23 protein-coding genes and 1 tRNA gene are annotated in these 18,824 nt (G+C 74.4%); 11 read left to right on the plus strand and 13 right to left on the minus strand.

Features of this window, described 5'->3' with window-relative positions:
• Window positions 1-88: 88 nt before the first annotated feature.
• Window positions 89-160: transfer RNA gene (locus ABZW14_RS00865), tRNA-Lys, on the minus strand.
• A gap of 121 nt (window positions 161-281) precedes the next feature.
• Between ABZW14_RS00865 and ABZW14_RS00870 the strand changes: the two genes are divergently transcribed.
• Window positions 282-581, plus strand: a complete 300-nt coding sequence (locus tag ABZW14_RS00870; protein ID WP_355337679.1) for a hypothetical protein — start codon at window positions 282-284, stop codon at window positions 579-581.
• Window positions 582-617: 36 nt separating this feature from the next.
• On the plus strand, window positions 618-1,700 hold the full coding sequence (locus tag ABZW14_RS00875; RefSeq protein WP_355337682.1) for an NAD-dependent epimerase/dehydratase family protein: 1,083 nt from the start codon (window positions 618-620) through the stop codon (window positions 1,698-1,700).
• Window positions 1,701-1,727: 27 nt separating this feature from the next.
• Here the strand turns inward: ABZW14_RS00875 and ABZW14_RS00880 are convergent, their stop codons facing one another.
• The 5 genes from ABZW14_RS00880 to ABZW14_RS00900 all read right to left on the minus strand — a co-directional run bounded on the left by ABZW14_RS00880 (window position 1,728) and on the right by ABZW14_RS00900 (window position 6,392).
• On the minus strand, window positions 1,728-2,903 hold the full coding sequence (locus tag ABZW14_RS00880) for a hypothetical protein (protein WP_355337685.1): 1,176 nt from the start codon (window positions 2,901-2,903) through the stop codon (window positions 1,728-1,730).
• A 72-nt stretch (window positions 2,904-2,975) separates the two neighbouring features.
• Complete coding sequence (locus tag ABZW14_RS00885) at window positions 2,976-3,725, minus strand: ZIP family zinc transporter (RefSeq protein WP_355337688.1); 750 nt, start codon at window positions 3,723-3,725, stop codon at window positions 2,976-2,978.
• Between the two features lie 39 nt (window positions 3,726-3,764).
• Complete coding sequence (locus ABZW14_RS00890) at window positions 3,765-4,964, minus strand: GNAT family N-acetyltransferase (protein ID WP_355337691.1); 1,200 nt, start codon at window positions 4,962-4,964, stop codon at window positions 3,765-3,767.
• 51 nt (window positions 4,965-5,015) lie between these two features.
• Window positions 5,016-5,735, minus strand: coding sequence for a protein phosphatase 2C domain-containing protein (locus ABZW14_RS00895; RefSeq protein ID WP_355337694.1), 720 nt, complete (start codon window positions 5,733-5,735; stop codon window positions 5,016-5,018).
• Between the two features lie 93 nt (window positions 5,736-5,828).
• Window positions 5,829-6,392, minus strand: coding sequence for an XRE family transcriptional regulator (locus tag ABZW14_RS00900; RefSeq protein ID WP_355337697.1), 564 nt, complete (start codon window positions 6,390-6,392; stop codon window positions 5,829-5,831).
• A gap of 61 nt (window positions 6,393-6,453) precedes the next feature.
• Between ABZW14_RS00900 and ABZW14_RS00905 the strand changes: the two genes are divergently transcribed.
• A complete protein-coding gene (locus ABZW14_RS00905; protein ID WP_355337700.1) occupies window positions 6,454-7,659 on the plus strand; it encodes a benzoate/H(+) symporter BenE family transporter in 1,206 nt (401 codons plus the stop codon).
• Here ABZW14_RS00905 and ABZW14_RS00910 read toward each other — a convergent pair whose 3' ends face one another.
• The 5 genes from ABZW14_RS00910 to ABZW14_RS00930 all read right to left on the minus strand — a co-directional run bounded on the left by ABZW14_RS00910 (window position 7,660) and on the right by ABZW14_RS00930 (window position 9,872).
• Window positions 7,660-7,935 (minus strand): hypothetical protein, encoded by a 276-nt coding sequence (locus tag ABZW14_RS00910; protein ID WP_355337703.1) that lies wholly within the window; start codon window positions 7,933-7,935, stop codon window positions 7,660-7,662.
• Between the two features lie 22 nt (window positions 7,936-7,957).
• Window positions 7,958-8,323: a hypothetical protein gene (locus ABZW14_RS00915; RefSeq protein ID WP_355337706.1), complete on the minus strand. Its 366-nt coding sequence runs from the start codon at window positions 8,321-8,323 to the stop codon at window positions 7,958-7,960.
• A gap of 29 nt (window positions 8,324-8,352) precedes the next feature.
• Window positions 8,353-8,601, minus strand: a complete 249-nt coding sequence (locus tag ABZW14_RS00920) for a hypothetical protein (protein ID WP_355337709.1) — start codon at window positions 8,599-8,601, stop codon at window positions 8,353-8,355.
• A gap of 77 nt (window positions 8,602-8,678) precedes the next feature.
• The gene (gene mscL / locus ABZW14_RS00925; RefSeq protein ID WP_355337712.1) at window positions 8,679-9,149 is read right to left on the minus strand and encodes a large conductance mechanosensitive channel protein MscL; all 471 of its coding nucleotides are present in this window, start codon (window positions 9,147-9,149) and stop codon (window positions 8,679-8,681) included.
• A 39-nt stretch (window positions 9,150-9,188) separates the two neighbouring features.
• On the minus strand, window positions 9,189-9,872 hold the full coding sequence (locus ABZW14_RS00930; protein ID WP_355337715.1) for a FadR/GntR family transcriptional regulator: 684 nt from the start codon (window positions 9,870-9,872) through the stop codon (window positions 9,189-9,191).
• Between the two features lie 187 nt (window positions 9,873-10,059).
• Here ABZW14_RS00930 and ABZW14_RS00935 point away from each other — a divergent pair, with 187 nt between their 5' ends.
• A complete protein-coding gene (locus tag ABZW14_RS00935; protein ID WP_355339333.1) occupies window positions 10,060-11,214 on the plus strand; it encodes an MFS transporter in 1,155 nt (384 codons plus the stop codon).
• A 10-nt stretch (window positions 11,215-11,224) separates the two neighbouring features.
• Here the strand turns inward: ABZW14_RS00935 and ABZW14_RS00940 are convergent, their stop codons facing one another.
• Window positions 11,225-11,581, minus strand: coding sequence for an STAS domain-containing protein (locus ABZW14_RS00940; RefSeq protein ID WP_091315546.1), 357 nt, complete (start codon window positions 11,579-11,581; stop codon window positions 11,225-11,227).
• Between the two features lie 162 nt (window positions 11,582-11,743).
• Here ABZW14_RS00940 and ABZW14_RS00945 point away from each other — a divergent pair, with 162 nt between their 5' ends.
• Genes ABZW14_RS00945 through ABZW14_RS00970 form a run of 6 tightly spaced genes read left to right on the plus strand, consistent with a single transcriptional unit; the run spans window position 11,744 to window position 17,342 of the window.
• On the plus strand, window positions 11,744-12,604 hold the full coding sequence (locus tag ABZW14_RS00945; RefSeq protein WP_355337719.1) for an STAS domain-containing protein: 861 nt from the start codon (window positions 11,744-11,746) through the stop codon (window positions 12,602-12,604).
• Complete coding sequence (locus ABZW14_RS00950; protein ID WP_355337722.1) at window positions 12,604-13,014, plus strand: STAS domain-containing protein; 411 nt, start codon at window positions 12,604-12,606, stop codon at window positions 13,012-13,014. Before ABZW14_RS00945 ends, ABZW14_RS00950 begins: the two co-directional genes overlap by 1 nt.
• Complete coding sequence (locus ABZW14_RS00955; RefSeq protein ID WP_355337725.1) at window positions 13,011-13,430, plus strand: ATP-binding protein; 420 nt, start codon at window positions 13,011-13,013, stop codon at window positions 13,428-13,430. Before ABZW14_RS00950 ends, ABZW14_RS00955 begins: the two co-directional genes overlap by 4 nt.
• A complete protein-coding gene (locus ABZW14_RS00960; protein WP_355339336.1) occupies window positions 13,427-14,440 on the plus strand; it encodes a SpoIIE family protein phosphatase in 1,014 nt (337 codons plus the stop codon). The genes ABZW14_RS00955 and ABZW14_RS00960 overlap by 4 nt, the downstream gene beginning before the upstream one ends.
• A 32-nt stretch (window positions 14,441-14,472) precedes the next feature.
• Entirely contained in the window at window positions 14,473-15,801 is a 1,329-nt protein-coding gene (locus ABZW14_RS00965; RefSeq protein WP_355339339.1) for a sensor histidine kinase, read from the plus strand.
• Between the two features lie 2 nt (window positions 15,802-15,803).
• Window positions 15,804-17,342, plus strand: a complete 1,539-nt coding sequence (locus ABZW14_RS00970; RefSeq protein WP_355337728.1) for a SpoIIE family protein phosphatase — start codon at window positions 15,804-15,806, stop codon at window positions 17,340-17,342.
• A 10-nt stretch (window positions 17,343-17,352) separates the two neighbouring features.
• Here ABZW14_RS00970 and ABZW14_RS00975 read toward each other — a convergent pair whose 3' ends face one another.
• The gene (locus tag ABZW14_RS00975) at window positions 17,353-18,177 is read right to left on the minus strand and encodes an AraC family transcriptional regulator (RefSeq protein WP_355337731.1); all 825 of its coding nucleotides are present in this window, start codon (window positions 18,175-18,177) and stop codon (window positions 17,353-17,355) included.
• A gap of 32 nt (window positions 18,178-18,209) precedes the next feature.
• Between ABZW14_RS00975 and ABZW14_RS00980 the strand changes: the two genes are divergently transcribed.
• Window positions 18,210-18,776, plus strand: coding sequence for a TIGR03086 family metal-binding protein (locus ABZW14_RS00980; RefSeq protein ID WP_355337734.1), 567 nt, complete (start codon window positions 18,210-18,212; stop codon window positions 18,774-18,776).
• Window positions 18,777-18,824: the final 48 nt, after the last annotated feature.

Genomic DNA, 18,824 nt, shown 5'->3' on the forward strand with positions numbered 1-18,824 from the left:
GCACTCGACCGGTGAGGTGGCCTGCTGCTGTACCGGCCCCGATCATGGCAACAGCGGCCCCGGACGGGACCGCTGAGCTGTGGAGGAGTGGGCCGCCAGGGACTCGAACCCTGAACCTATGGATTAAAAGTCCACAGCTCTGCCATTGAGCTAGCGGCCCGCCCGACCAGGCTACCGGAACCCGCCCGCGGGGGCCTTCCGCCTTCCCCACCTGTCGATCTTCGGACTCGCCGGGACCGCCGGTGGGCATGACACCGCCCGCCGGGGGAACCGGGACCCGCATGAGGGCGCGCAGCACCGCCGCCGTGGCGGCGTCCAGCGAGGTGGCCGGGGACGACGGCGTACGTCGCCCCGGTGGCGAGGTGCACGCCTGGCTGCCGGGCCAGAATCAGACCCTCTGCGGGCTCCAGCTCAGCCGCACCCGGCTGCGCCGCTTCCCCCACGTGCCGTTCGACTACTCGGCTACCGACGTGCTCACCGAGGCCGACCCGGAGGGCTACGTCTGCCCCCGCTGCCTGGCCGCCACCCAGGGCCGCCGCGAAGGGGAGCAGGGCTGGGTGCGGACGAACCCCCGTCCGTGAGCGGTTGCTGTCCGCTTCAGCGGGTACGGCACCGGTATGCGGATCGTGATCGTGGGAGCCACTGGCAACGTGGGGACGGCGCTGCTGCGCCGGCTGCGGCGGGAGGCCGGGGCGGAGCTGGTCGGGGTGGCCCGCCGGCTGCCCGGGCCGGCCGCCGGGGAGCCGTACGACGGGGTGGACTGGCACTCCTGCGACGTCGGGGCGCCGGACGCGGTGGAGAAGCTGGCGGCGGCGTTCGCCGGGGCGCGGGCCGTGGTGCACCTGGCCTGGCAGATCCAGCCCAGCCACGACCAGCGCACCCTGCACCGGACCAACGTCGGCGGCAGCCGCGCGGTGGTCGAGGCGACCGTCCGGGCCGGTGTCCCCGCCCTGGTGTACGCCTCGTCGGTCGGCACCTACGCGCCCGGCCCGAAGGATCACCCGGTGAGCGAGAACTGGCCGGCGACCGGGGTGGAGACGTCGTCGTACAGCCGGGACAAGGCCGAGGTGGAGGCGCTGCTGGACGGGGTGCAGCGGGAGCGCCCGGAGCTGCGGGTGGTCCGGCTGCGGCCGGGGTTGACCTTCCAGCGCGACGCCGGCACCGAGATCCGCCGTTACTTCATCGGCCCGCTGGCGCCGGTCCGGCTGCTCCGGTACGGCCGGATCCCGCTGGTGCCGGCGAACCGGCGGCTGCGCATGCAGGCGGTGCACGCCGACGACGTGGCCGACGCGTACGCCCGGGCGGCTCTGGGCGACGCGCGCGGCGCCTTCAACGTGGCCGCGGACCCGGTGCTGACCCCGGAGCTGCTGGCCCGGCACTTCCACGGCTGGACGGTGCCGGTGGCCACCCCGGTGCTGCGCGCGGCGGCTGCGCTGACCTGGCGGGCGCGGCTGCAACCGGTCGACGCCGGCTGGGTCGACCTGGCGTTGAACGCCCCGCTCATGTCCAGCGAGCGCGCCGAGCGCGAACTCGGCTGGACCCCGCAGGTCGACAGCGTCACCGCGCTGAAGGAGCTGTTCGACGGCATGTCGAGCCGCACCGGCACCACCAGCCCACCGATGTCCCCGAACCCGACCCTCCCCGGCCGCCCGAAGGCCCTCCTGAAGGCCCGCCTCCCCGGCCATCCCAACCCGTACTGACCACGCGGGCGAGGGCGCGAGACCGGGTCAGCGCGCCAGGCGGGAGGACGCCACCGTTGGTGGGTGGGCGCCCAGGAAGAAGATGCCGGGGTAGCCCTTCGTCTCGAAGCCCTTGCTCGGGTTGCGGCGGAGGGTCGACGTCTCGATCTTCAGGGTGCCCGTGCGGTTGTTGCTGACGAAGAAGATGGCGCCCCCGCCCTCGTTCGCCGTGTTTCCCTCGATGATCGTGCCGGCGATCCGGACGGTGAACTCGTTGCCGTCGCAGTAGATCGCGCCGCCGCTGCCGCCGCCGGGGGTGCCGGCCCGGGAGGGGTTCGCGCCGCTGCCGACCGCCCGGTTGTCGCGGAAGACGCTGTTCAGCACGGTCCAGGAGACGCCGATGCTGCTGGTCGCCGCGCCGTTCGCGCAGACCCCGCCGGTGAAGCTGCTGTTCACCACGTACACCGGCTTGTTCTCGTGCTGGCTGAGCACCCGCAGCGCCGCGCCACCGAGGTCGGGGCCGGTCCGGTCGCAGCGGTTGTCCACGAAGCGCGTGTTGACCACCTTGAAGCGACCGCCGCGTACGAAGATCGCGCCGCCCCCGCCGCCCTCGGTCCGGTCGCCGGTGGAGTCGCCGTCGGCGAAGGTCAGGTTCTGCACGGTGAGCTGCGGGTGGTCCTGGTTCTGGCAGTGCGAGGTGGTCCAGCCCTGGGCCTGGTCGCAGGTGTTCTGGTAGAGGATCCGGCGCTGGCCGCCGCCGCTCAGGGTGACCTTGCCGCCGCCGTCCAGCACGATCCGCGGGCCGTGCGAGTTGACCACCTTGGCGGTGGCCTTCATCCGGATGGTCACCGGGGCCGGGCCGCAGTCGAAGGTGATGATCCCGCCGGCCGCCACCGCCTTCACCACCGCCTCCGAGGTGCAGCTCGCCGGGGTGCCGCTGCCGACCGTGCGGGTCGGGTGCGAGGTGTCGACCGCCCGCGCCTCGACGGGCACGGCGGCGTGCCCGGCCGGGTTGCCGGCCCGGAGCGCGGCCGCCGAGGGGGTGGCGCTGGGCTTGGCGGTGCCCAGACCGGCCCGCGCGCTGGGGGTGCCGGCCGGAGAGCCGGTCGGGCCGGTGGCGGCGACCGGCGCGGGCGAGCCGGCCGGCTGCTCACCCCCGCACGCCGGCAGGGTCGCGGTGGCGACGGCGAGGACGAGGAGGGCGACAGCGGACTTCACGCGCACCGCCCGATGCTAGGAGGGCCGCCCGCCGCCGCACGACTCCGGACGCGATCCTTAACCCGCCGCTAAGCCGCGTCAGGCGTGGGACAGCGCGAACGCGACCAGGAAGCCGAGGACGGTGATCAGGCCGACCAGGAGGTGGGCGTCCTCGTACGCCTCGGGAACCATGGTGTCGGTGATCATCGCGAGGATCGCGCCGGCCGCGAGGGCGGTGATGCCGGCCAGCAGCGCGGGCGGGGCGCCGCCGAGCAGCGCGTACCCGGCCAGGGCCGCCGCGCCGGAGACCAGGGTGATCGCCGTCCAGAGCAGGAACACGTAGCGGCGGGTCCGGCCGGCCTGGCGCATGCCGGCCGCGCTGGACATGCCCTCGGGCACGTTGCTGAGGAAGACCGCGAGCACCGTGACCAGGCTGACCGGGCCGCCGGCCAGCAGGCTCGCACCGATGACCACCGATTCGGGTACGCCGTCCAGCACCGCGCCGACCGCGATGGCCGCACCGGAACCCGGCTGCTCCTGCTCGGAGGGCTGCTCGTCGCCGGAGCGCTTGCGGTGCCGCGCCCCGCGCCGGGCCAGCAGGATGTTCGCGCCCGTGTAGGCGAGCGCCCCCAGCGCCGCGCCGATCACCACGGGCTTCAGGCCGCCCTGCTCATGCGCCTCGGCGATCAGCTCGAACGAGACCGCCGAGAGCAGCACCCCGGCGCCGAACGCCATGACCGACGCGATGGCGCGGCGCGGCACCCGCGCGAAGAACCCGACGGCCGCCCCGATCAGCAGGGCGGATCCGGCGACCAGCCCCCAGAATCCCGCTTCCAACCACTCCGGCACCCGCAGGACCCTACCCTCGCGCGGAGATCGGAAACGGGCTCAGAAGTCGGCGAACAGGTACGGCAGCTCCCGCGGGAAGATCCGGCGCAGCTCGGCGGTCGCGTCGACCGGCACCTCGCCGAGCCCGCGCACCGCCACCTCGGCCGGGTCGAGCACCCCGTACGCCAGGGCGGAGAGCCCGGCGGCAGTGAGCCGCGCGGCCGGCACGGTGGCCGCGGCGGCGCTGTCCGCCGGCAGCACCTCCAGCGTGCCGGTGGCGCCGTCGAGCAGGTGACTGCCGGCGAGCCAGCGGTCGCCCACCAGGTCGACGGTGACCCGGCCGGTCCCGACGGGCCGCCCGGCGAGCGCGTCCAGGCTGAGCAGCCGGGCCATCGGTGCCGGCGAGCCGGGCCGGGACACCCGCGCCTCCACGTGGACGGCGAGGTCGGTGAGCCACAGCTCGGGCAGCTCGTCGGCGGGCAGCTCGACGCTGATCCGCTCCACCTGGTCGACGTGGCGGGCGAAGAACTGGAGCAGCGACGCCCGGGCGTACGGGTCGCCGGCCAGCAGGTCGTCGGCGAGCAGCGTGCCGCCGTGGTCGTCGATCCGGTAGGTGACCGCGCCGACGGTCTCGCCGTCCCGGACGGCGGTGAGCAGCCAGCGGTCGTCCCGGTCGCGGAGCCCGACCGCGCGGAAGTCCGGGAAGATCGCGAAGCCGTGCCGCTCGCGCAGGCAACGCTCGGTGTACGCCCGCCACCGCTCGTAGCCGGCGCCGACCCGCTCCCACACCACCTCGCCGGGCAGCTCGGCCCGGAGCAGCGGCGCCAGGTCCGCGGGGGAGAAGACCGCGGTACGCCGGCGGGGCAGCCCGACGTAGCCGAAGCGCTCGTAGAACGAGGCGCGGAACGGGTAGAGCGCCGTCAGCAGGTGCCCCTCGTCGCGCATCTCGTCGAGGAGCCGGTCCAGCAGCGCGCGCACGTGCCCGCGCCGGCGGGCCAGCGGATGGGTGGCCACCCCGGCGACGCCGGCCATCGGCAGCACGGCCCCGCGCAGGTTCTGCCGCATCGGAACCGCCGAGACGGCGGCCGTGGCGACCCCCTCCTCCTCGACCACCAGCGTCCGGTTGCCCGCGTTGTACGGCAGGTACTCGCGGAACTCCTCGGTCCGTGACGCGGCCATCGGCGATGTCTCGAAGGCGTACGCCTGGAGCGGGAAGCTGGTGGTCAGACGTTCCTCGGCGGCCAACCGGCGAATGCGCATCCGTTCATCCCAACGTGACCCACCGGGTGGCGCAACCCGAATTGGACGGGCTCAGGCCTCGGTGACGTCGGAGACCACCACGGTGACGTTGTCCGGCGCGCCGGCCTGGTGGGCGAGCTTCACCAGTTGCTCGCCGCACTGCTGCCGGTCGCCGTAGGTGCCCAGCGCGGAGGCGATGGCCGCGTCCTCCACGTAGTCGGAGAGGCCGTCGCTGCACAGCAGCAGCCGGTCGCCGGCGAACACGGTGAGCACCCCGACGGCCGGCGGCGCGTCCGAGCCCTGCACCGCCCGGGTGACCAGCGAACGCTGCGGGTGGTGGCGGGCCTGGTCGGGGGAGAGCGCGCCCTGGTCGACCAGCGCCTGCACGAAGGTGTCGTCCCGGGTGAGCTGGGTCAGCTCGTTGTCCCGCAGGAGGTAGCAGCGGGAGTCGCCGACCTGGGCGAGGACCAGGGTGTCGCCGGCGAGCAGGCCCGCGGTCAGCGTGGTGCCCATGCCGTCGCGGGCCGGGTCGACCGTGATGGCCGCGCGGATGCGCTGGTTGGCGGTGCTCACCACGGCGCGCAGCGCGTCGGCGGCCTCGTCCGGCACGGTCGGCGGGGTCAGCTCGTCCAGGATGCGGATGACGATCTCGCTGGCCACCTCGCCGGCGGGGAGGCCGCCCATGCCGTCGGCCACCGCCACCAGGCGGTCACCGGCGAGGGCGGAGTCCTCGTTGTTGGTCCGGACGAGGCCGACGTCGTTCAGGATGGCCGAGCGGAGGATCAGCGTCATGGGGACAAGCTTGCCAAGAACACCCGGCCCGCGTCTCTACGCACTGCAGGGTCTGGTGAAAGAAATGTCATCGGCTTGCACACGGGGTATGCATCATGAGTCCACTGTGGGCATTCGCGGGTAGCGCAGCAGCAGGCTCGCCCGGACCTCCTCGTCGCCCACCGCGGCGTAGCTGTGCGGCACGTCGGAGACCCAGCGGAGGTATCCGCCCGGGCCGGCGGTGAGCGGGGCGTCGACCGGGCCGGCGCGGAGCACGCCGGAGAAGACGGTGACGTGTTCGGTGACGCCGGCCTGGTGCGCGGGGGAGAGCTGCGCCGGGCCGGGGCTGACCCGCATCCGGTACAGCTCGTAGGTCGCGTCGGTGTCGCTGAAGACCTCCAGCAGGGTGGCCCCCACCGCGGCGCCGCGGACGGTCGGTGTCCCCGCCGGCCCGGAGAGCACGGCGGTGAGCGGCACGGCGAGCTGGGCGGTGATCGCGTACAGGGTCTCCAGGGTCGGGTTGCGGGTGCCGTTCTCCAGTCCGGAGAGGGTGGCCTTACCGACGCCGGCCAGCCGGGCGAGCGTGGACAGGGACATCCCCCGCTCCTCGCGGAGGGCGCGGATCCGCCGGCCGACGGCTTCGGCGGTCCGGTCACCGGCTGGTGGGGCAGCTGCCATGGGGCTATCGTGCTACATCGGCCCGTTCCGTAAACGGAACGGCGGTGAAGGGGGAGAGAGCATGGCCGGTCGACTGCAACCCGTCCTGGCCGGCGTGGTGACCGCCCTGGTCGGTTTCGCCAGCTCGTTCACGGTCGTGCTCGCCGGCCTGCGCGCGGTGGGCGCGCACCAGGCGCAGGCCGCCTCCGGGCTGCTCGCCCTCTGCGTCGCCAGCGGCTGCTGCGCGGTCTGGCTCGGCCTGCGGCACCGGCTGCCGCTGGCCATCGCCTGGTCCACCCCGGGCGCCGCGCTGCTCGTGGCCACCGGGCCGGTGCCCGGCGGATGGCCGGCGGCCGTCGGCGCCTTCCTGCTCGCCGGCCTGCTGATCGTCGCGGCCGGGCTCGTTCCCGCGCTCGGCCGGGCCGTCGCCGCGATCCCCGCGCCGATCGCCAGCGCCATGCTCGCCGGTGTGCTGCTGCCGCTCTGCACCGCGCCCGTCCGGGCCCTGGTCGAGGTGCCCCGGCTGGCCGGGCCGGTGGTGCTCGCCTGGCTCCTGCTGCACCGGTTCGCCCGCCGCTGGGCGGTGCCCGGCGCGCTCGCCGTGGCGGTGGTGGCGATCGCGCTGACCGCCTCCGGGCCGGCCCGGATCGACGCCGCCCCGGCCGTCGTGCTGACCGCGCCGGCCTGGAGCCTGCCCGCCGTCGTCGGGCTGGCGCTGCCGCTCTTCCTGGTCACGATGGCCGCGCAGAACGTGCCGGGGACGGCCGTGCTGGCCGGCTACGGCTACCGCGCCCCGCTGGGCTCCGCGCTGCGGGTGACCGGTCTCGCCACCGCGCTCGCCGCGCCGGCCGGCGGGCACGCCGTGAACCTGGCCGCGATCACCGCCGCGTTGGCGGCCGGCCCGGACGCCCACCCCGACCCGGAGCGGCGCTGGATCGCCTCGGTCACCGCCGGCATCGGCCTGGCGCTGCTGGGCCTGGGGGCCGGGGTGGCGACCGCCCTGGTCCTGCTCTCCCCGCCGGTCCTCGTGGAGGCGGTGGCCGGGCTCGCGCTGCTCGGCGCGCTGGCCGGCGCGGTCGCGGCGGCGGTCGCCGAGCCGGACGCCCGGGAGGCCGCCGTGGTCACGCTCGTGGTCACCGCCTCCGGGGTGAGCCTGCTCGGCGTGGGCGGCGCGTTCTGGGGGCTGGTCGCCGGCTGGCTGATGCTGCTGCTGTTCCGCCGGCACCCGCGCACGCCACCGGCGGCCGAGCCGGCACCGGAGCCGGCCGCCCCGGCCCGCGTGGGCTGATCAGGAGGTGCCTTCCGCCTCGACGCCGATCTCCATGATCCGCAGGCGGATGCCCGTGACGTTCTCCTCGACCATCCGCCGGAGCGCCCGCGCGTGCTCCAGCGTGTCGAGCACGACCAGCGCGTGGGTGAGGTCGGGATCGTCGTCGTCCGAGCCCCACCAGCCCCGGACGAAGCCCGGGCTCTGCCGGGTCACCTCGGCCATGTGCGCGAACTGGGCGGCCCGCGCCGCCGGGTCGGTCGGCGTGCCGCCCTGCTCTCCGATCACCATCCACATGCCGCCCACCGTAAGCGGGAAATCACTCCTCCGGGGGGAGTTCGCCGGCCGGGACGGTGAGGCGTACGCCGTCCTCGGTGACCGCCGCGATCCGGTCGGCCAGCACGTAGACGGCGCCCGTGCGGGCCAGCTCGGTGGAGACCTTGAGGTAGCCCTCGCGCAGCAGCCGGGCGGCCAGGTCGGCCGGGACGTCCGGCTCCTCGGCGGCCGCCGACCCGATCAGCTCGTCCAGGCTGCTGCCCGGGTCCACCGGGGCGGGCGCCTGCACGGTCACGGCGGCCGGGTCGCCGCGCTGGACGAGATCCACGGTGCCCACCTCGACGCCGGTGGAGTCGACCACCCGCATACCGGTGGTGACCCGGGAGACGGTGTCCTGCTGCTGGCTCATACAGGCGCGGTTCCCGAGGGGCGCGGGCGCTAAACGGGCGGGGCCCAGCCGCTCGGCGGGCGGGGGGACAGCTCGCGCCAGCTGTCCGGCCCGTCCAGCAGGGCCCGGACCGTCTCCTCGGCCTCGTCGACGCTGGCGTACTCGTAGAACTGGGAGACCCCCTCGGCGCCACCGGCGCGCTGCTCGACGTGCCAGCGGTCGCCGTCGACCCGGAGGAAGACGTCCCGCCGGGCCAGCCGCCCCCATTTCCCGTTCCACCAGTGCCTGCGCTGCTCCATGCCGGGACTCTATCGAACATGTGTTCGACGCACGTCGGCCCCCGCGGGATTCCCACGGGGGCCGTTCGGCTATGGGGTCAGCGCGCGGCCGGGGGCTCCTGCCGGCGGCCGAGCACGTCGTCGAGCGCGCCGCGCTGGCCCGGCGTGGCGTGGTTGCCGGCGAGCAGCGCGTCCCGGATCTCGGTGAGCAGCTTGATCTCCTCGCTCGGGGCCTTCGGCGGCGGCTCCTCGCCGCGCCGGCGCCGCTCGGCGAGCTTGTTCATCGGGTAGACGACCAGGAAGTACAGCGCCGCCGCGGTGAGCAGGAAGGTGATCACCGCGTTGACGAAGGCGATCCAGTCGAACGCGATGCCACGGAACTCGGGCGCCGTGCCGGCCAGGCCCTTGTCACTGCCGGTGATCAGCAGCACGAACACCCGGATCAGCGGGTCCAGGAACGACTTGGTGAGCTGGGTGACCACGCCGGTGAAGGCGGCACCGATGACGACACCGACCGCCAGGTCGACGACGTTGCCGCGCATGATGAAGTCTTTGAAGCCCTTGAGCATCCGCACTCCCGTGCTGTCCGAATCTCCGTCCGGGACAACCTATGCCCCGGAGGGGGCCTCGAGGAAAGCACCGGCCTCGATCGCCGCCCGGGCGGGGTCACGGTCCCGGATCGCCTCGACGAGGCGGCCGTGGTCCACGTACCGCTCGGGCTCCAGGGTCTCGCCCATCGCCTGCGCGACGGTGCTGCGCAGCGCGGCGCCGACCGAGGCGTAGAGCTCGGCCAGCATGCCGTTGTGGGCGGCGGCCACGACCGCGGTGTGCAGTGCGGCGTCCGCCTCCACGAACTCACCGACCCGGCCGGAGCGCCAGGCGGCCTCCCGGGTGGCGAGCGCGCCGTCGAGCGCCGCCAGGTCCTCGGGGGTACGCCGCAGCGCGGCGAGCCGGGCCGCCTCCACCTCGAAGGCGCGCCGGACCTCGATGACCTCGGCCATCCGGTCGTCGGTGAGCCGGCGGGCCACCACCGGGGCCAGCTCGTCGGTCGACACCACGTAGGTGCCGGAGCCCTGCCGGCACTCCAGCACCCCGGCGTGCACCAGCGCCCGGACCGCCTCGCGGACCGTGTTCCGCCCGACGCCCAGCGCGGCGACGAGCTGCGGCTCGGTGGGGATCTTCGCGCCCACCGGCCACTCGCCGCCGAGGATCCGGGTCCGGAGCTGCTCGATGGTCTGGCGCACCCGGTGGCCGCGCGGCGGCACGGCGACGGAATCGACGGCGGGTGTCACCGGTTACAACTCCTGCCGAAATTCATCCCATGATTGTAGGTTCGAGGTCATGACCCCGCCACCCCCGCCGACCGCGGCTCCCGTCACCGACGCGCCCACCACCGACGTGACCCCCGGGCCGGCCCCGGCCGCCGCCCCCGCGCCCCCGGCCGTCCCGGCCCGCGGCGGCCTGCTGGTCCTGGTCGGCATGCTGCTGGTCGCGCTCAACCTGCGCGCCGCGGTGACCAGCCTGGGCGCCCTGCTCGACGAGATCCGCGACGGGCTGGGGCTCTCCGGCGCGATGGCGGGCCTGGTCACCACGCTGCCCACCATCGCCTTCGCGGGGCTCGGCGCGCTCACCCCGTGGCTGGTCCGCCGCTGGCCCGCCGCCCGGGTGCTGGTCGTGGCCATGCTCGCGCTGACCGTCGGGCAGGTGCTCCGCGTGGTCACCGGCTCCGCGGCGGTCTTCGTGCTCACCAGCGCGCTCGCGCTGGCCGGCATCGCGGTCGCGAACATCCTGCTGCCGATGCTGGTCAAACAGCACTTCCCGCACCGGACGGGGTTGGTCACCGGGGCGTACACGATGGCCCTGACCGTGGGCACGACGGTGGCCGCCGCCTCGGCGGTGCCGATCGCCCACGCCTTCGGCTCCTGGCGGGCCGGGCTCGGCGCCTGGGCCGGGCTGGCCGCGCTGGCCGTACTCCCGTGGGTGCCGCTGGCGCTGCGGACCCGTGCCGCGCGGCGGACGGCGACCCCGGCGGTGGCCGCCGCCCGGCCGGCGCGGGTGCAGCCGGCGCGGACCCGGCTCGGCTGGGCCATGGCGGTCTACTTCGGGGCGCAGTCGCTCAGCGGGTACGCGATCATGGGCTGGCTGGCGCAGCTGTTCCGGGACGCCGGCTACGCGCCGGAGGCCGCCGGGCTGCTGCTGGCCGGGGTGACCGCGCTCGGCGTGCCGGTGGCGCTCATGATGCCCACGCTGGCCGGCCGGCTGCCCACGCTGCGCCCGCTGGTGCTGTCGCTGACCGCCTTCTCCACGGCCGCGTACGTGGGCCTGGCGCTCGCGCCGCACGGCCTCGCGCCGCTCTGGGTGCTGCTGCTGGCGCTCGGCCAGGGGGCGTTCCCGCTGATCCTGACCACCATCGGGCTGCGCGCCCGGACCGCCGAGGGGACCGTGGCGCTGTCCGCCTTCGCGCAGAGCACCGGTTACGTGATCGCCGCGCTCGGCCCGCTGCTGGTCGGCATCCTCTACGAGGCCACCGGGGGCTGGACCGCGCCGATCGGCTTCCTGGTGGTGGCGCTCGCCGTGCAGACGGCGGCGGGCCTGGTGATCGCCCGTCCCCGGCACATCGAGGACGAGCGCTGAGGGGATGCGGTCAGGAGGAGGCCGGCGTGGGGTCGCCCGCCACGGCCTGCTCCACCGTCGGGTAGGTGTGCAGCACCTCGACCAGGCCGCTGACCTCGAGGATGCGGAGCACACCGCGCTGCGGGGCGGCCAGCCGGACCACGCCGCCGGCCTCGTCGCAGCTGTTCTTGGCGCGCACGAACACCGACAGCCCGGTGGAGTCGCAGAACGACACCTCGGCCAGGTCGAAGACGAGGCGGTTGCGCCCCTTGTCCAGCAGGTCCGTGATCTGGTCCTGGAGCTGCGGTGCCGTCGCCATGTCCAGCTCGCCCGCGACCGACACGACGACCACGTCGCCGCGCTGTTCCGTGTGCACCGTCAGGGACATTCGTAGACCTCCTGTGTTCGGTGGAACGGTATCCCACGAACCTGGCAGCGTGCAGAACGGGAGCGGAGAAGGGTGCCGTCGATCATTCCTTTGCTTCGTGGCAAGTATTCCCGTAGTTGCCGGTGATAGAGTCCGGCCCGTCCAGAGTTCAGGGAGGTCACCATGGCGTTGAGCGCCGAACAGAGTGGTCGGCTCGCCCGCCTGCTGACCGAGCACGCCGACCGGCTGACCACGCGCTGGACGGAGATCGTGGCCAGCTCGCTGCGCGGCCGGCTCAGCCAGGCGGAACTGTCCCGCCAGGCGGGGGAGCTGCACCGGAGCATGGTCGATGCCGCCGGGCAGGGTCTCACCGACCTGGCCGACCAGCACGGCGGCGAGCTGCGGGCCGTGCTGGCCGAGCTCTCCACCAGCCGGGCGCGGCAGGGCTTCAGCGCCACCGAGACCGCGATCAGCGTGTTCGCGTTCAAGGACGCGCTGCTGGAGCTCATGGAGGAGGACCAGGACGCGGGCACCCTCCGCGACTTCGTCGCCTTCTCCGCCCTGGTCGACCAGATGGGGCTGTTCACCTTCGAGACCTTCGTGCGGGCCCGCGAGGGCCTGATCGCCGACCAGGCGGAGCAGCTGCTGGAGCTCTCCACGCCGGTGGTCAAGCTCTGGGAGGGCGTGGTCGCCGTCCCGCTGGTCGGCACCCTGGACTCGGCCCGCGCCCAGGTGGTGATGGAGCGGCTGCTCCAGACCCTGGTCGACACCGGCTCGCCGTACGCGATCATCGACATCACCGGTGTGCCGGCCGTGGACACCCAGGTCGCCCAGCACATCCTCAAGACCGTGGTGGCCGCCCGGCTGATGGGCGCCGACTGCATCATCTCCGGCATCCGGCCGCAGATCGCGCAGACGATCGTCGCCCTCGGCATCGAGTTCGGCGACATCGCCACCAAGGCGAGCCTGGCCGACGCGTTGCGCCACGTGCTACGCCTGACCGGCGTCGAGACGACCTCCCGCCGCGCACGCCGGGAGTCCTGATGGAGCGGGTGCCGATCCTCAAGATCGGCGACATCCTGCTGGTCTCCATCCAGGTCGACATGTCCGACCAGACGGCGATCCAGCTCCAGGAGGACCTCGCCGAGCGGATCGTCGCCACCGGCTGCCACGGCGTGATCATCGACATCACGGCGCTGGACATCGTCGACTCCTTCGTCGGCCGGATGCTCTCCACCATCGCGTCCATCTCCAAGGTGCTGGACGCCGAGACGGTGGTGGTCGGTATGCGTCCCGCCGTCGCCATCACCCTGGTCGAGCTGGGGCTGTCGCTCAACGGAATCCGCACCGCGCTGAACGTCGAGCGCGGCATGGAGCTGATCGCGGCGAGCCGGATTGACGAGTGGGACGAGGCGGACCTCGACGAGAACGCCGAGACGACGGCGACGTCATGACCACCGGCGTCGACCTGGGGGTCCCGGCGACCCAGGCGATCAGCAGCGACGAGGACGTGGTCCGGGTCCGGCAGCTGGTGCGCACCACCGCCGTCGCGGTCAAGCTCTCGCTGGTCGACCAGACCAAGCTGGTCACCGCCGCCAGCGAGCTGGCCCGCAACACGCTGATCTACGGCGGCGGGGGCTCCGCCGAGGTGGCCACCGTCGAGGACGGCCGGCGGCGCGGGGTTCGCATCGTCTTCGCCGACCAGGGGCCGGGTATCCCCGATCTCGACCAGGCCTTCACCGACGGCTTCACCACCGGCGGCGGACTGGGCCTGGGGCTCAGCGGCGCCCGGCGGCTCGTGGACGACTTCGACATCTGGACCGCCGTGGGAGAGGGCACCCGGATCACCATCACCAAGTGGTCCCGATGAACGCCGACGTGGTCGCCGACCACGGTCTCTGGTTCCGGGTGGAGAGCGGCGCCACGGCGAGCAGCGTGCGGCGGGCCGCCGAGAGGCTCGGCCGGCAGGTGGAACTCAGCGAGCCGCGCGTCGCCGACCTGGCCATCGTCACCGCCGAGATCACCAGCAACCTGGTGAAGCACGCCCAGGAGGGCACCCTGCTGCTCCGCCCGGTTCGCCGGGGCGGGCGGGCCGGGGTGGAGCTGGTGGCCATCGACTCCGGGCCCGGCATGGCCGACCTCGCGCTCTCCTCGGCGGACGGGCACTCCACCACCGGCACGCTCGGCATCGGCCTCGGCGCCATCGCCCGGCAGGCGAGCCGGTTCGACGGCTACTCCACGCCCGGCCGGGGCACGGTGCTGACCGTCCAGGTCTGGGACGGCCCGGCCCCCGAGCCGGACTGGGCCGGTGCGCTGGCCCGGCCGATCACGGGCGAGCAGGTCACCGGCGACGGGTACGCGGTGCGGGTGGCCGACGGCCGGCGGCAGGTGCTGGTCTGCGACGGCCTCGGGCACGGCCCGCTGGCCGCCGCCGCCACCGGCGCCGCGCTGGCCGCGTTCCGGGCCGCGCCGGCCGGGCCGCCGGCCACCGTGGTGCAGCACCTGCACCGGGCCATCGCGCACACCCGCGGCGCCGCGCTGGCGGTGGCCGAACCCGATCCCGTGTCGGGCTTGCTGCGGTACGCCGGGCTGGGCAACATCGCAGCCATGATCGTGGCCGCGGGCGAGCGGCGGCGGGGCCTTGTCTCGCTGCCCGGCATCGCCGGACACCAGCGCCCCTCGGTGCGGGAGTACGACTACCCGTTCCCGTCCGGGGCGACCCTGGTCATGCACAGCGACGGCGTGGTGGACCGCTGGGACCTGGCCGACTATCCCGGCCTGACCGGCCGCGCGCCGCTGCTGGCCGCCGCCGTCCTGCTCCGCGACGCCGGCGTCCGCCGCGACGACGCCTGCGTTTTGGTCGCCCGGGCGGAGCCGTGACCGGCCCGTCCGCCCCGGACCCGCTGCTGCAGATGGCGCTCCGGGTGGAGCAGGACATCTTCCTGGTCCGGCAGCGCGGCCGGGAGGTGGCCGCCGCGGTCGGGCTGGAGCACCAGGACCAGGTACGCCTGGCCACCGCGCTCAGCGAGGTGGCCCGGGATCTGCTGCGCGGTGTCGACGGCGCGGACGTCACCTTCGCGGTCGTCGCCGACGCCCATACCGGCCAGCGGGTGCTCCGGGTCGACCTGGCCCCGGTCCGCCCGCTGCCCGACGGCCGCTACGAGCCGCAGTCCGGCGCGGTGGCGCGACTGGTGGACATGCTGGGCGTGGTGACCGACGGGGGCGATACCGTCGTGAGGATGTCCCGACGAGTCCCGGCACCGGCGCCGCCACTGACACCGGAGCGCCTCGCCCAGCTCCGGACCGAGCTGGCCAGCAGCGCTCCGGGCACCGAGCTGGACGAGTTGGCCGCGCAGAACGCCCAGCTCATCGCCGCCCTCGACGAGGTGCGCAGCCAACGCGACGAGCTGGAGGTGCTCAACTCCGAGCTCCAGGAGACCAACCGGGGCGTGATGGCGCTCTACAACCAGCTCACCGAGGAGCTGGAGGAGACCAACCGCGGCGTGGTGGCGCTCTACGCCGAGCTGGACGAGAAGTCCGCCCAGCTCCGCGCCGCCAGCGAGTCGAAGAGCCGGTTCCTGGCCAACGTGAGCCACGAGCTGCGCGCCCCGGTGACCGCGATCATCGGGCTGGCCCGCCTGCTCGCCGACTCCGCCTCCGACCCGCTCACCAGCGAGCAGGCCCGGCAGGTGGGGCTGATCCGGTCGTCCGCGGCCGACCTGCTCGGACTGGTCAACGAGCTGCTCGACCTGGCCAAGGCCGAGTCCGGCCGGCTCGAGCCGAACTGGGCCGAAGTGGACCTGCGCGGGCTCTTCGGGCAGCTTCGCGGCACGCTGCGGGCGCTGGCCACCCGGCCGGGGGTGGACCTGGTGGTGGAGGAGCCGCCGGCCCCGGCGACGGTCCGCTCGGACGAGGTGCTGCTCGCCCAGGTGCTGCGCAATCTCCTGCACAACGGGCTGAAGTTCACCGAGCGGGGTGAGGTGCGGCTGCGGGCGGAACAACGAGGCGACCTCTGGTCGCTGTTGGTCACTGACACCGGCGCGGGCATCCCGGCGGAGCTGCACGAGCGGATCTTCGAGGAGTTCTACCAGGTGCCGGGCACCACCCGGGTCGGCGGCACCGGCCTCGGCCTGCCGTACGCGCGGCGCCTGGTCACCCTGCTCGGCGGCACCCTGGAGCTGGTCAGCGAGCCGGGCCGGGGCAGCACGTTCACCGTGGTCCTTCCCGTGGGCGGAGCCTGACGGTGGAGGGCGGGACGGCGACCGTACTGGTGGTCGACGACAGCAGTCCGAAGCGGTACCTGCTGGTGAGCTGGCTGACCCGGGCGGGCTTCGTCACTCTGGAGGCGCAGAACGGCGCCGAGGCGCTGGACCGGGTGCGCAAGGACAAGGTCGACCTCGTGGTGCTCGACGTCCGGCTGCCGGACATGAGCGGCTTCGAGGTCTGCGAGCTGATCAAGGACTTCCGCCCGTCGACACCGGTCATCCACGTCTCGGCGCACGCCGTGGACGTGGTGGACCGGGCGCAAGGGCTGACCCGGGGCGCCGACGCGTACCTGGCCGAGCCGATCGAGCCGGAGGAACTGGTCGCCACCGCGCACGCGGTGCTCCGCTACTACCAGGCCCGGCAGCGGGCCGAGCTGCTCGCCGAGCGGCTGACCGCCCTCGCCGACGCCACCGTGCAGATGCACGCGGCGTCGAACTTCGTCCGGCTGCTGGAGGCGGCGGCGAGCGGCGCGGCGCGGATCTTCAGGAGCCCGGCGGCCGTGGTCGCGGAGACGTTCGACGGGGACTGCCTGGCCGGGGTGGCCGCCGGGCCGGAGACGGCGCCGGTGATCGTGCCGTGGACGGTGGACGACACCGGGCTGCCGCTCGGCACCCGGGTCCGGATCGACGAACCCGCCGCCTGGGACCTGACCGCCTGGCCCGCCGACGACACGCTGACCGTGGCCGCCGCCCGGCTCCGGGAGGACCGGGCCCCGCTCTACGTGGTGGTGCCGACCGCCACCCAGACCGTACGGACCCCGGTGCTGGTGCAGCTCGCCCAGGCCGTCGCGTCGGCGGTCGAGGCGCAGCGCTCCTTCGACCAGGAGCACCGCATCGCGGTGACCCTCCAGCGCAGCCTGCTGCCCCGCCGGCTGCCCGAGATCGCCGGCCTCGACCTAGCCGTCCGCTATGAGCCGGCGAGCGCCCAGACCGAGGTGGGCGGCGACTTCTACGAGCTCGTGATGCTCGACGGGCACCTGCTGGTGGCGATCGGCGACGTGGCCGGGCACTCCCTGCACGCCGCCACCGTGATGGCGGAGCTGCGGCACGCGGTGCGGGCGTACGCGGTCGAGGGGCATCCGCCGGGGGTGATCCTGGACCGGGTCAACGAGCTGATGCGCACCCTGCTGCCGACCGAGCTGGCCACCATCTGCCTGCTGCTCCTCGATCCGGGCAGCGGGCTGATCCGGCTGGCCAGCGCCGGGCACCTGCCGGCCCTGATCAGCAACGACGGGCGGATCGAGTTCGTGCAGCAGTCGGCGCCGCTGCTCGGTGTGCGCGCGCCGCGCCCGCCGGACCTGGAGTTCGTGCTGCCGGCCGGGGCCACGATGGTCCTCTACACCGACGGGTTGATCGAGCGGCGGGACGCGACCATCGACGAGGGCATGGCGGCGCTCGGCGCGGTCGCCACCCGGGTCGACGACGACCTCGACCAGTTCTGCCAGCGGCTGCTCATCGAGCTGGCGCCACCGGAGATCCACGACGACGTCGCGGTGGTCGCCGTCCGCCGCCGCTGAGCCCCGGGAGTCACCCGCCGCGCGAGGCCGCTAGCGAGCGGGCGTACGCGGCCGGCGACACCCCGGCCACCGCGGTGAACTCGCGCACCAGGTGGGCCTGGTCGGCGTACCCCAGGTCGGCGGCGACCCGCGACCAGTCCAGCGGCCCGGCGGCGGCCTGCTCGATGGCCTCCTGGAGCCGGTAGCGACGGATGACCCACTTCGGGCCGACGCCCACATGGTCGAGGAACAGCCGCTGGAGGCGCCGCGTGGAGGTCCCGTGCCGCCGGGCGAAGTCGTCGACGCGCAGGACGCTCCGGTCGGTGCGGATCTCCTCGACCAGGGCCGTGGCCTCGGCGGTGAACGGGTCCGGCACCGGCTCCCAGGCGGTGAGCAGGTCGTCGAGCCGGCGGCACCGCTCCTCGTCCGATCCGGGGCAGACCGGCCCGGCCGCGAACGGCCCGCCGGCCGGTGACGGCCCGGCGGGCAGCGGGAGCTGCCGCCCGGTCAGCTCGGCGACCGGGCGGTGCCAGAAGGGGCGGAAGCCGCCCGGGCGGAACTGCACGCCGGTGACCCGACCGGTGCCGTGCAGGGTCTTCGTGAACAGGCCGGTGTCCACGCCGGCGATCAGGCCCTGCTCCGCCTCGCCCTCCTGCGCCTGGAACACCGCGTTGACCGCCGGGTGCGGGACGACCCGCTGGTCGAACGGGTCGGTCAGCGCCCAGTCGATCAGCCAGTAGTGCTCGACCCAGGGGCGCAGCGCCGGCGCGGGCAGCCGGCGCCGGAAGTGGACCCGCCGCCGGAGCCGGCCGGGGTCGAGGATGCCCCGGCTGTCCCGTCGCGGTTCGTGTCGCATTTCTTCAAGACCGCCCTCATACGCTGGTCCCTATGACCACGAAGACTAGTGAGCTGATGGCGCTTGCCGCGCCCCGGACGGCTGCGGTGGTCCAGGGCATCTCCGACGACCAGCTCGGCCTGCCCACCCCGTGCCCCGACTACACGGTGCGCGACCTGCTCAACCACCTCTTCGACGTGGTGGTGAACTTCCAGGACATGGCCGCCCGGCGGGAGGTCGACTGGGCGGCCAAGACCGACCACCTGACCGAGGGCTGGCGCGACCGGTTCGCCGCCGAGGCCGACCGCCTGACGGCCGCCTGGTCGGACCCGGCGGCGCTGGAGGGTGTCTCGCCCGGCATGGGGCTGCCGCAGGAGACCGTCGGCGACATGGCCCTCATCGACCTCACCGTGCACGGCTGGGACCTGGCCCGGGCGACCGGCCAGCGGCTGGAGGTGGACCCGGCGGTGCTGGCGGCGGGGCACGGCTTCATGGACCGGATGGGCGACACCGGGCAGAAGATGGGCGCCTTCGGCGAGCCGATACCCACCACCGCGGAGCCCACCACGCTGGACGCCCTGCTCGGGCGGACCGGCCGCGACCCCTTCTGGACCGCCTGACCCGACCGGCCCGTGCGGCGACCCGCCGCGCGGGCCGTTCTTGACACC

This window comes from Micromonospora sp. NPDC004551, from assembly GCF_040609975.1.
Classification (GTDB): Bacteria; Actinomycetota; Actinomycetes; order Mycobacteriales; family Micromonosporaceae; genus Micromonospora.

Coding starts and splice junctions, on each gene's coding strand:
- ABZW14_RS00870 (WP_355337679.1), top strand. CDS start 282: ATGAGGGCGCGCAGCACCGCCGCCGTGGCGGCGTCCAGCGAGGTGGCC.
- ABZW14_RS00875 (WP_355337682.1), top strand. CDS start 618: ATGCGGATCGTGATCGTGGGAGCCACTGGCAACGTGGGGACGGCGCTG.
- ABZW14_RS00890 (WP_355337691.1), bottom strand. CDS start 4,964: ATGCGCATTCGCCGGTTGGCCGCCGAGGAACGTCTGACCACCAGCTTC.
- ABZW14_RS00895 (WP_355337694.1), bottom strand. CDS start 5,735: ATGACGCTGATCCTCCGCTCGGCCATCCTGAACGACGTCGGCCTCGTC.
- ABZW14_RS00900 (WP_355337697.1), bottom strand. CDS start 6,392: ATGGCAGCTGCCCCACCAGCCGGTGACCGGACCGCCGAAGCCGTCGGC.
- ABZW14_RS00905 (WP_355337700.1), top strand. CDS start 6,454: ATGGCCGGTCGACTGCAACCCGTCCTGGCCGGCGTGGTGACCGCCCTG.
- ABZW14_RS00910 (WP_355337703.1), bottom strand. CDS start 7,935: ATGTGGATGGTGATCGGAGAGCAGGGCGGCACGCCGACCGACCCGGCG.
- ABZW14_RS00915 (WP_355337706.1), bottom strand. CDS start 8,323: ATGAGCCAGCAGCAGGACACCGTCTCCCGGGTCACCACCGGTATGCGG.
- ABZW14_RS00920 (WP_355337709.1), bottom strand. CDS start 8,601: ATGGAGCAGCGCAGGCACTGGTGGAACGGGAAATGGGGGCGGCTGGCC.
- mscL (WP_355337712.1), bottom strand. CDS start 9,149: ATGCTCAAGGGCTTCAAAGACTTCATCATGCGCGGCAACGTCGTCGAC.
- ABZW14_RS00935 (WP_355339333.1), top strand. CDS start 10,060: ATGCTGCTGGTCGCGCTCAACCTGCGCGCCGCGGTGACCAGCCTGGGC.
- ABZW14_RS00940 (WP_091315546.1), bottom strand. CDS start 11,581: ATGTCCCTGACGGTGCACACGGAACAGCGCGGCGACGTGGTCGTCGTG.
- ABZW14_RS00945 (WP_355337719.1), top strand. CDS start 11,744: ATGGCGTTGAGCGCCGAACAGAGTGGTCGGCTCGCCCGCCTGCTGACC.
- ABZW14_RS00950 (WP_355337722.1), top strand. CDS start 12,604: ATGGAGCGGGTGCCGATCCTCAAGATCGGCGACATCCTGCTGGTCTCC.
- ABZW14_RS00955 (WP_355337725.1), top strand. CDS start 13,011: ATGACCACCGGCGTCGACCTGGGGGTCCCGGCGACCCAGGCGATCAGC.
- ABZW14_RS00960 (WP_355339336.1), top strand. CDS start 13,427: ATGAACGCCGACGTGGTCGCCGACCACGGTCTCTGGTTCCGGGTGGAG.
- ABZW14_RS00965 (WP_355339339.1), top strand. CDS start 14,473: ATGGCGCTCCGGGTGGAGCAGGACATCTTCCTGGTCCGGCAGCGCGGC.
- ABZW14_RS00975 (WP_355337731.1), bottom strand. CDS start 18,177: ATGCGACACGAACCGCGACGGGACAGCCGGGGCATCCTCGACCCCGGC.
- ABZW14_RS00980 (WP_355337734.1), top strand. CDS start 18,210: ATGACCACGAAGACTAGTGAGCTGATGGCGCTTGCCGCGCCCCGGACG.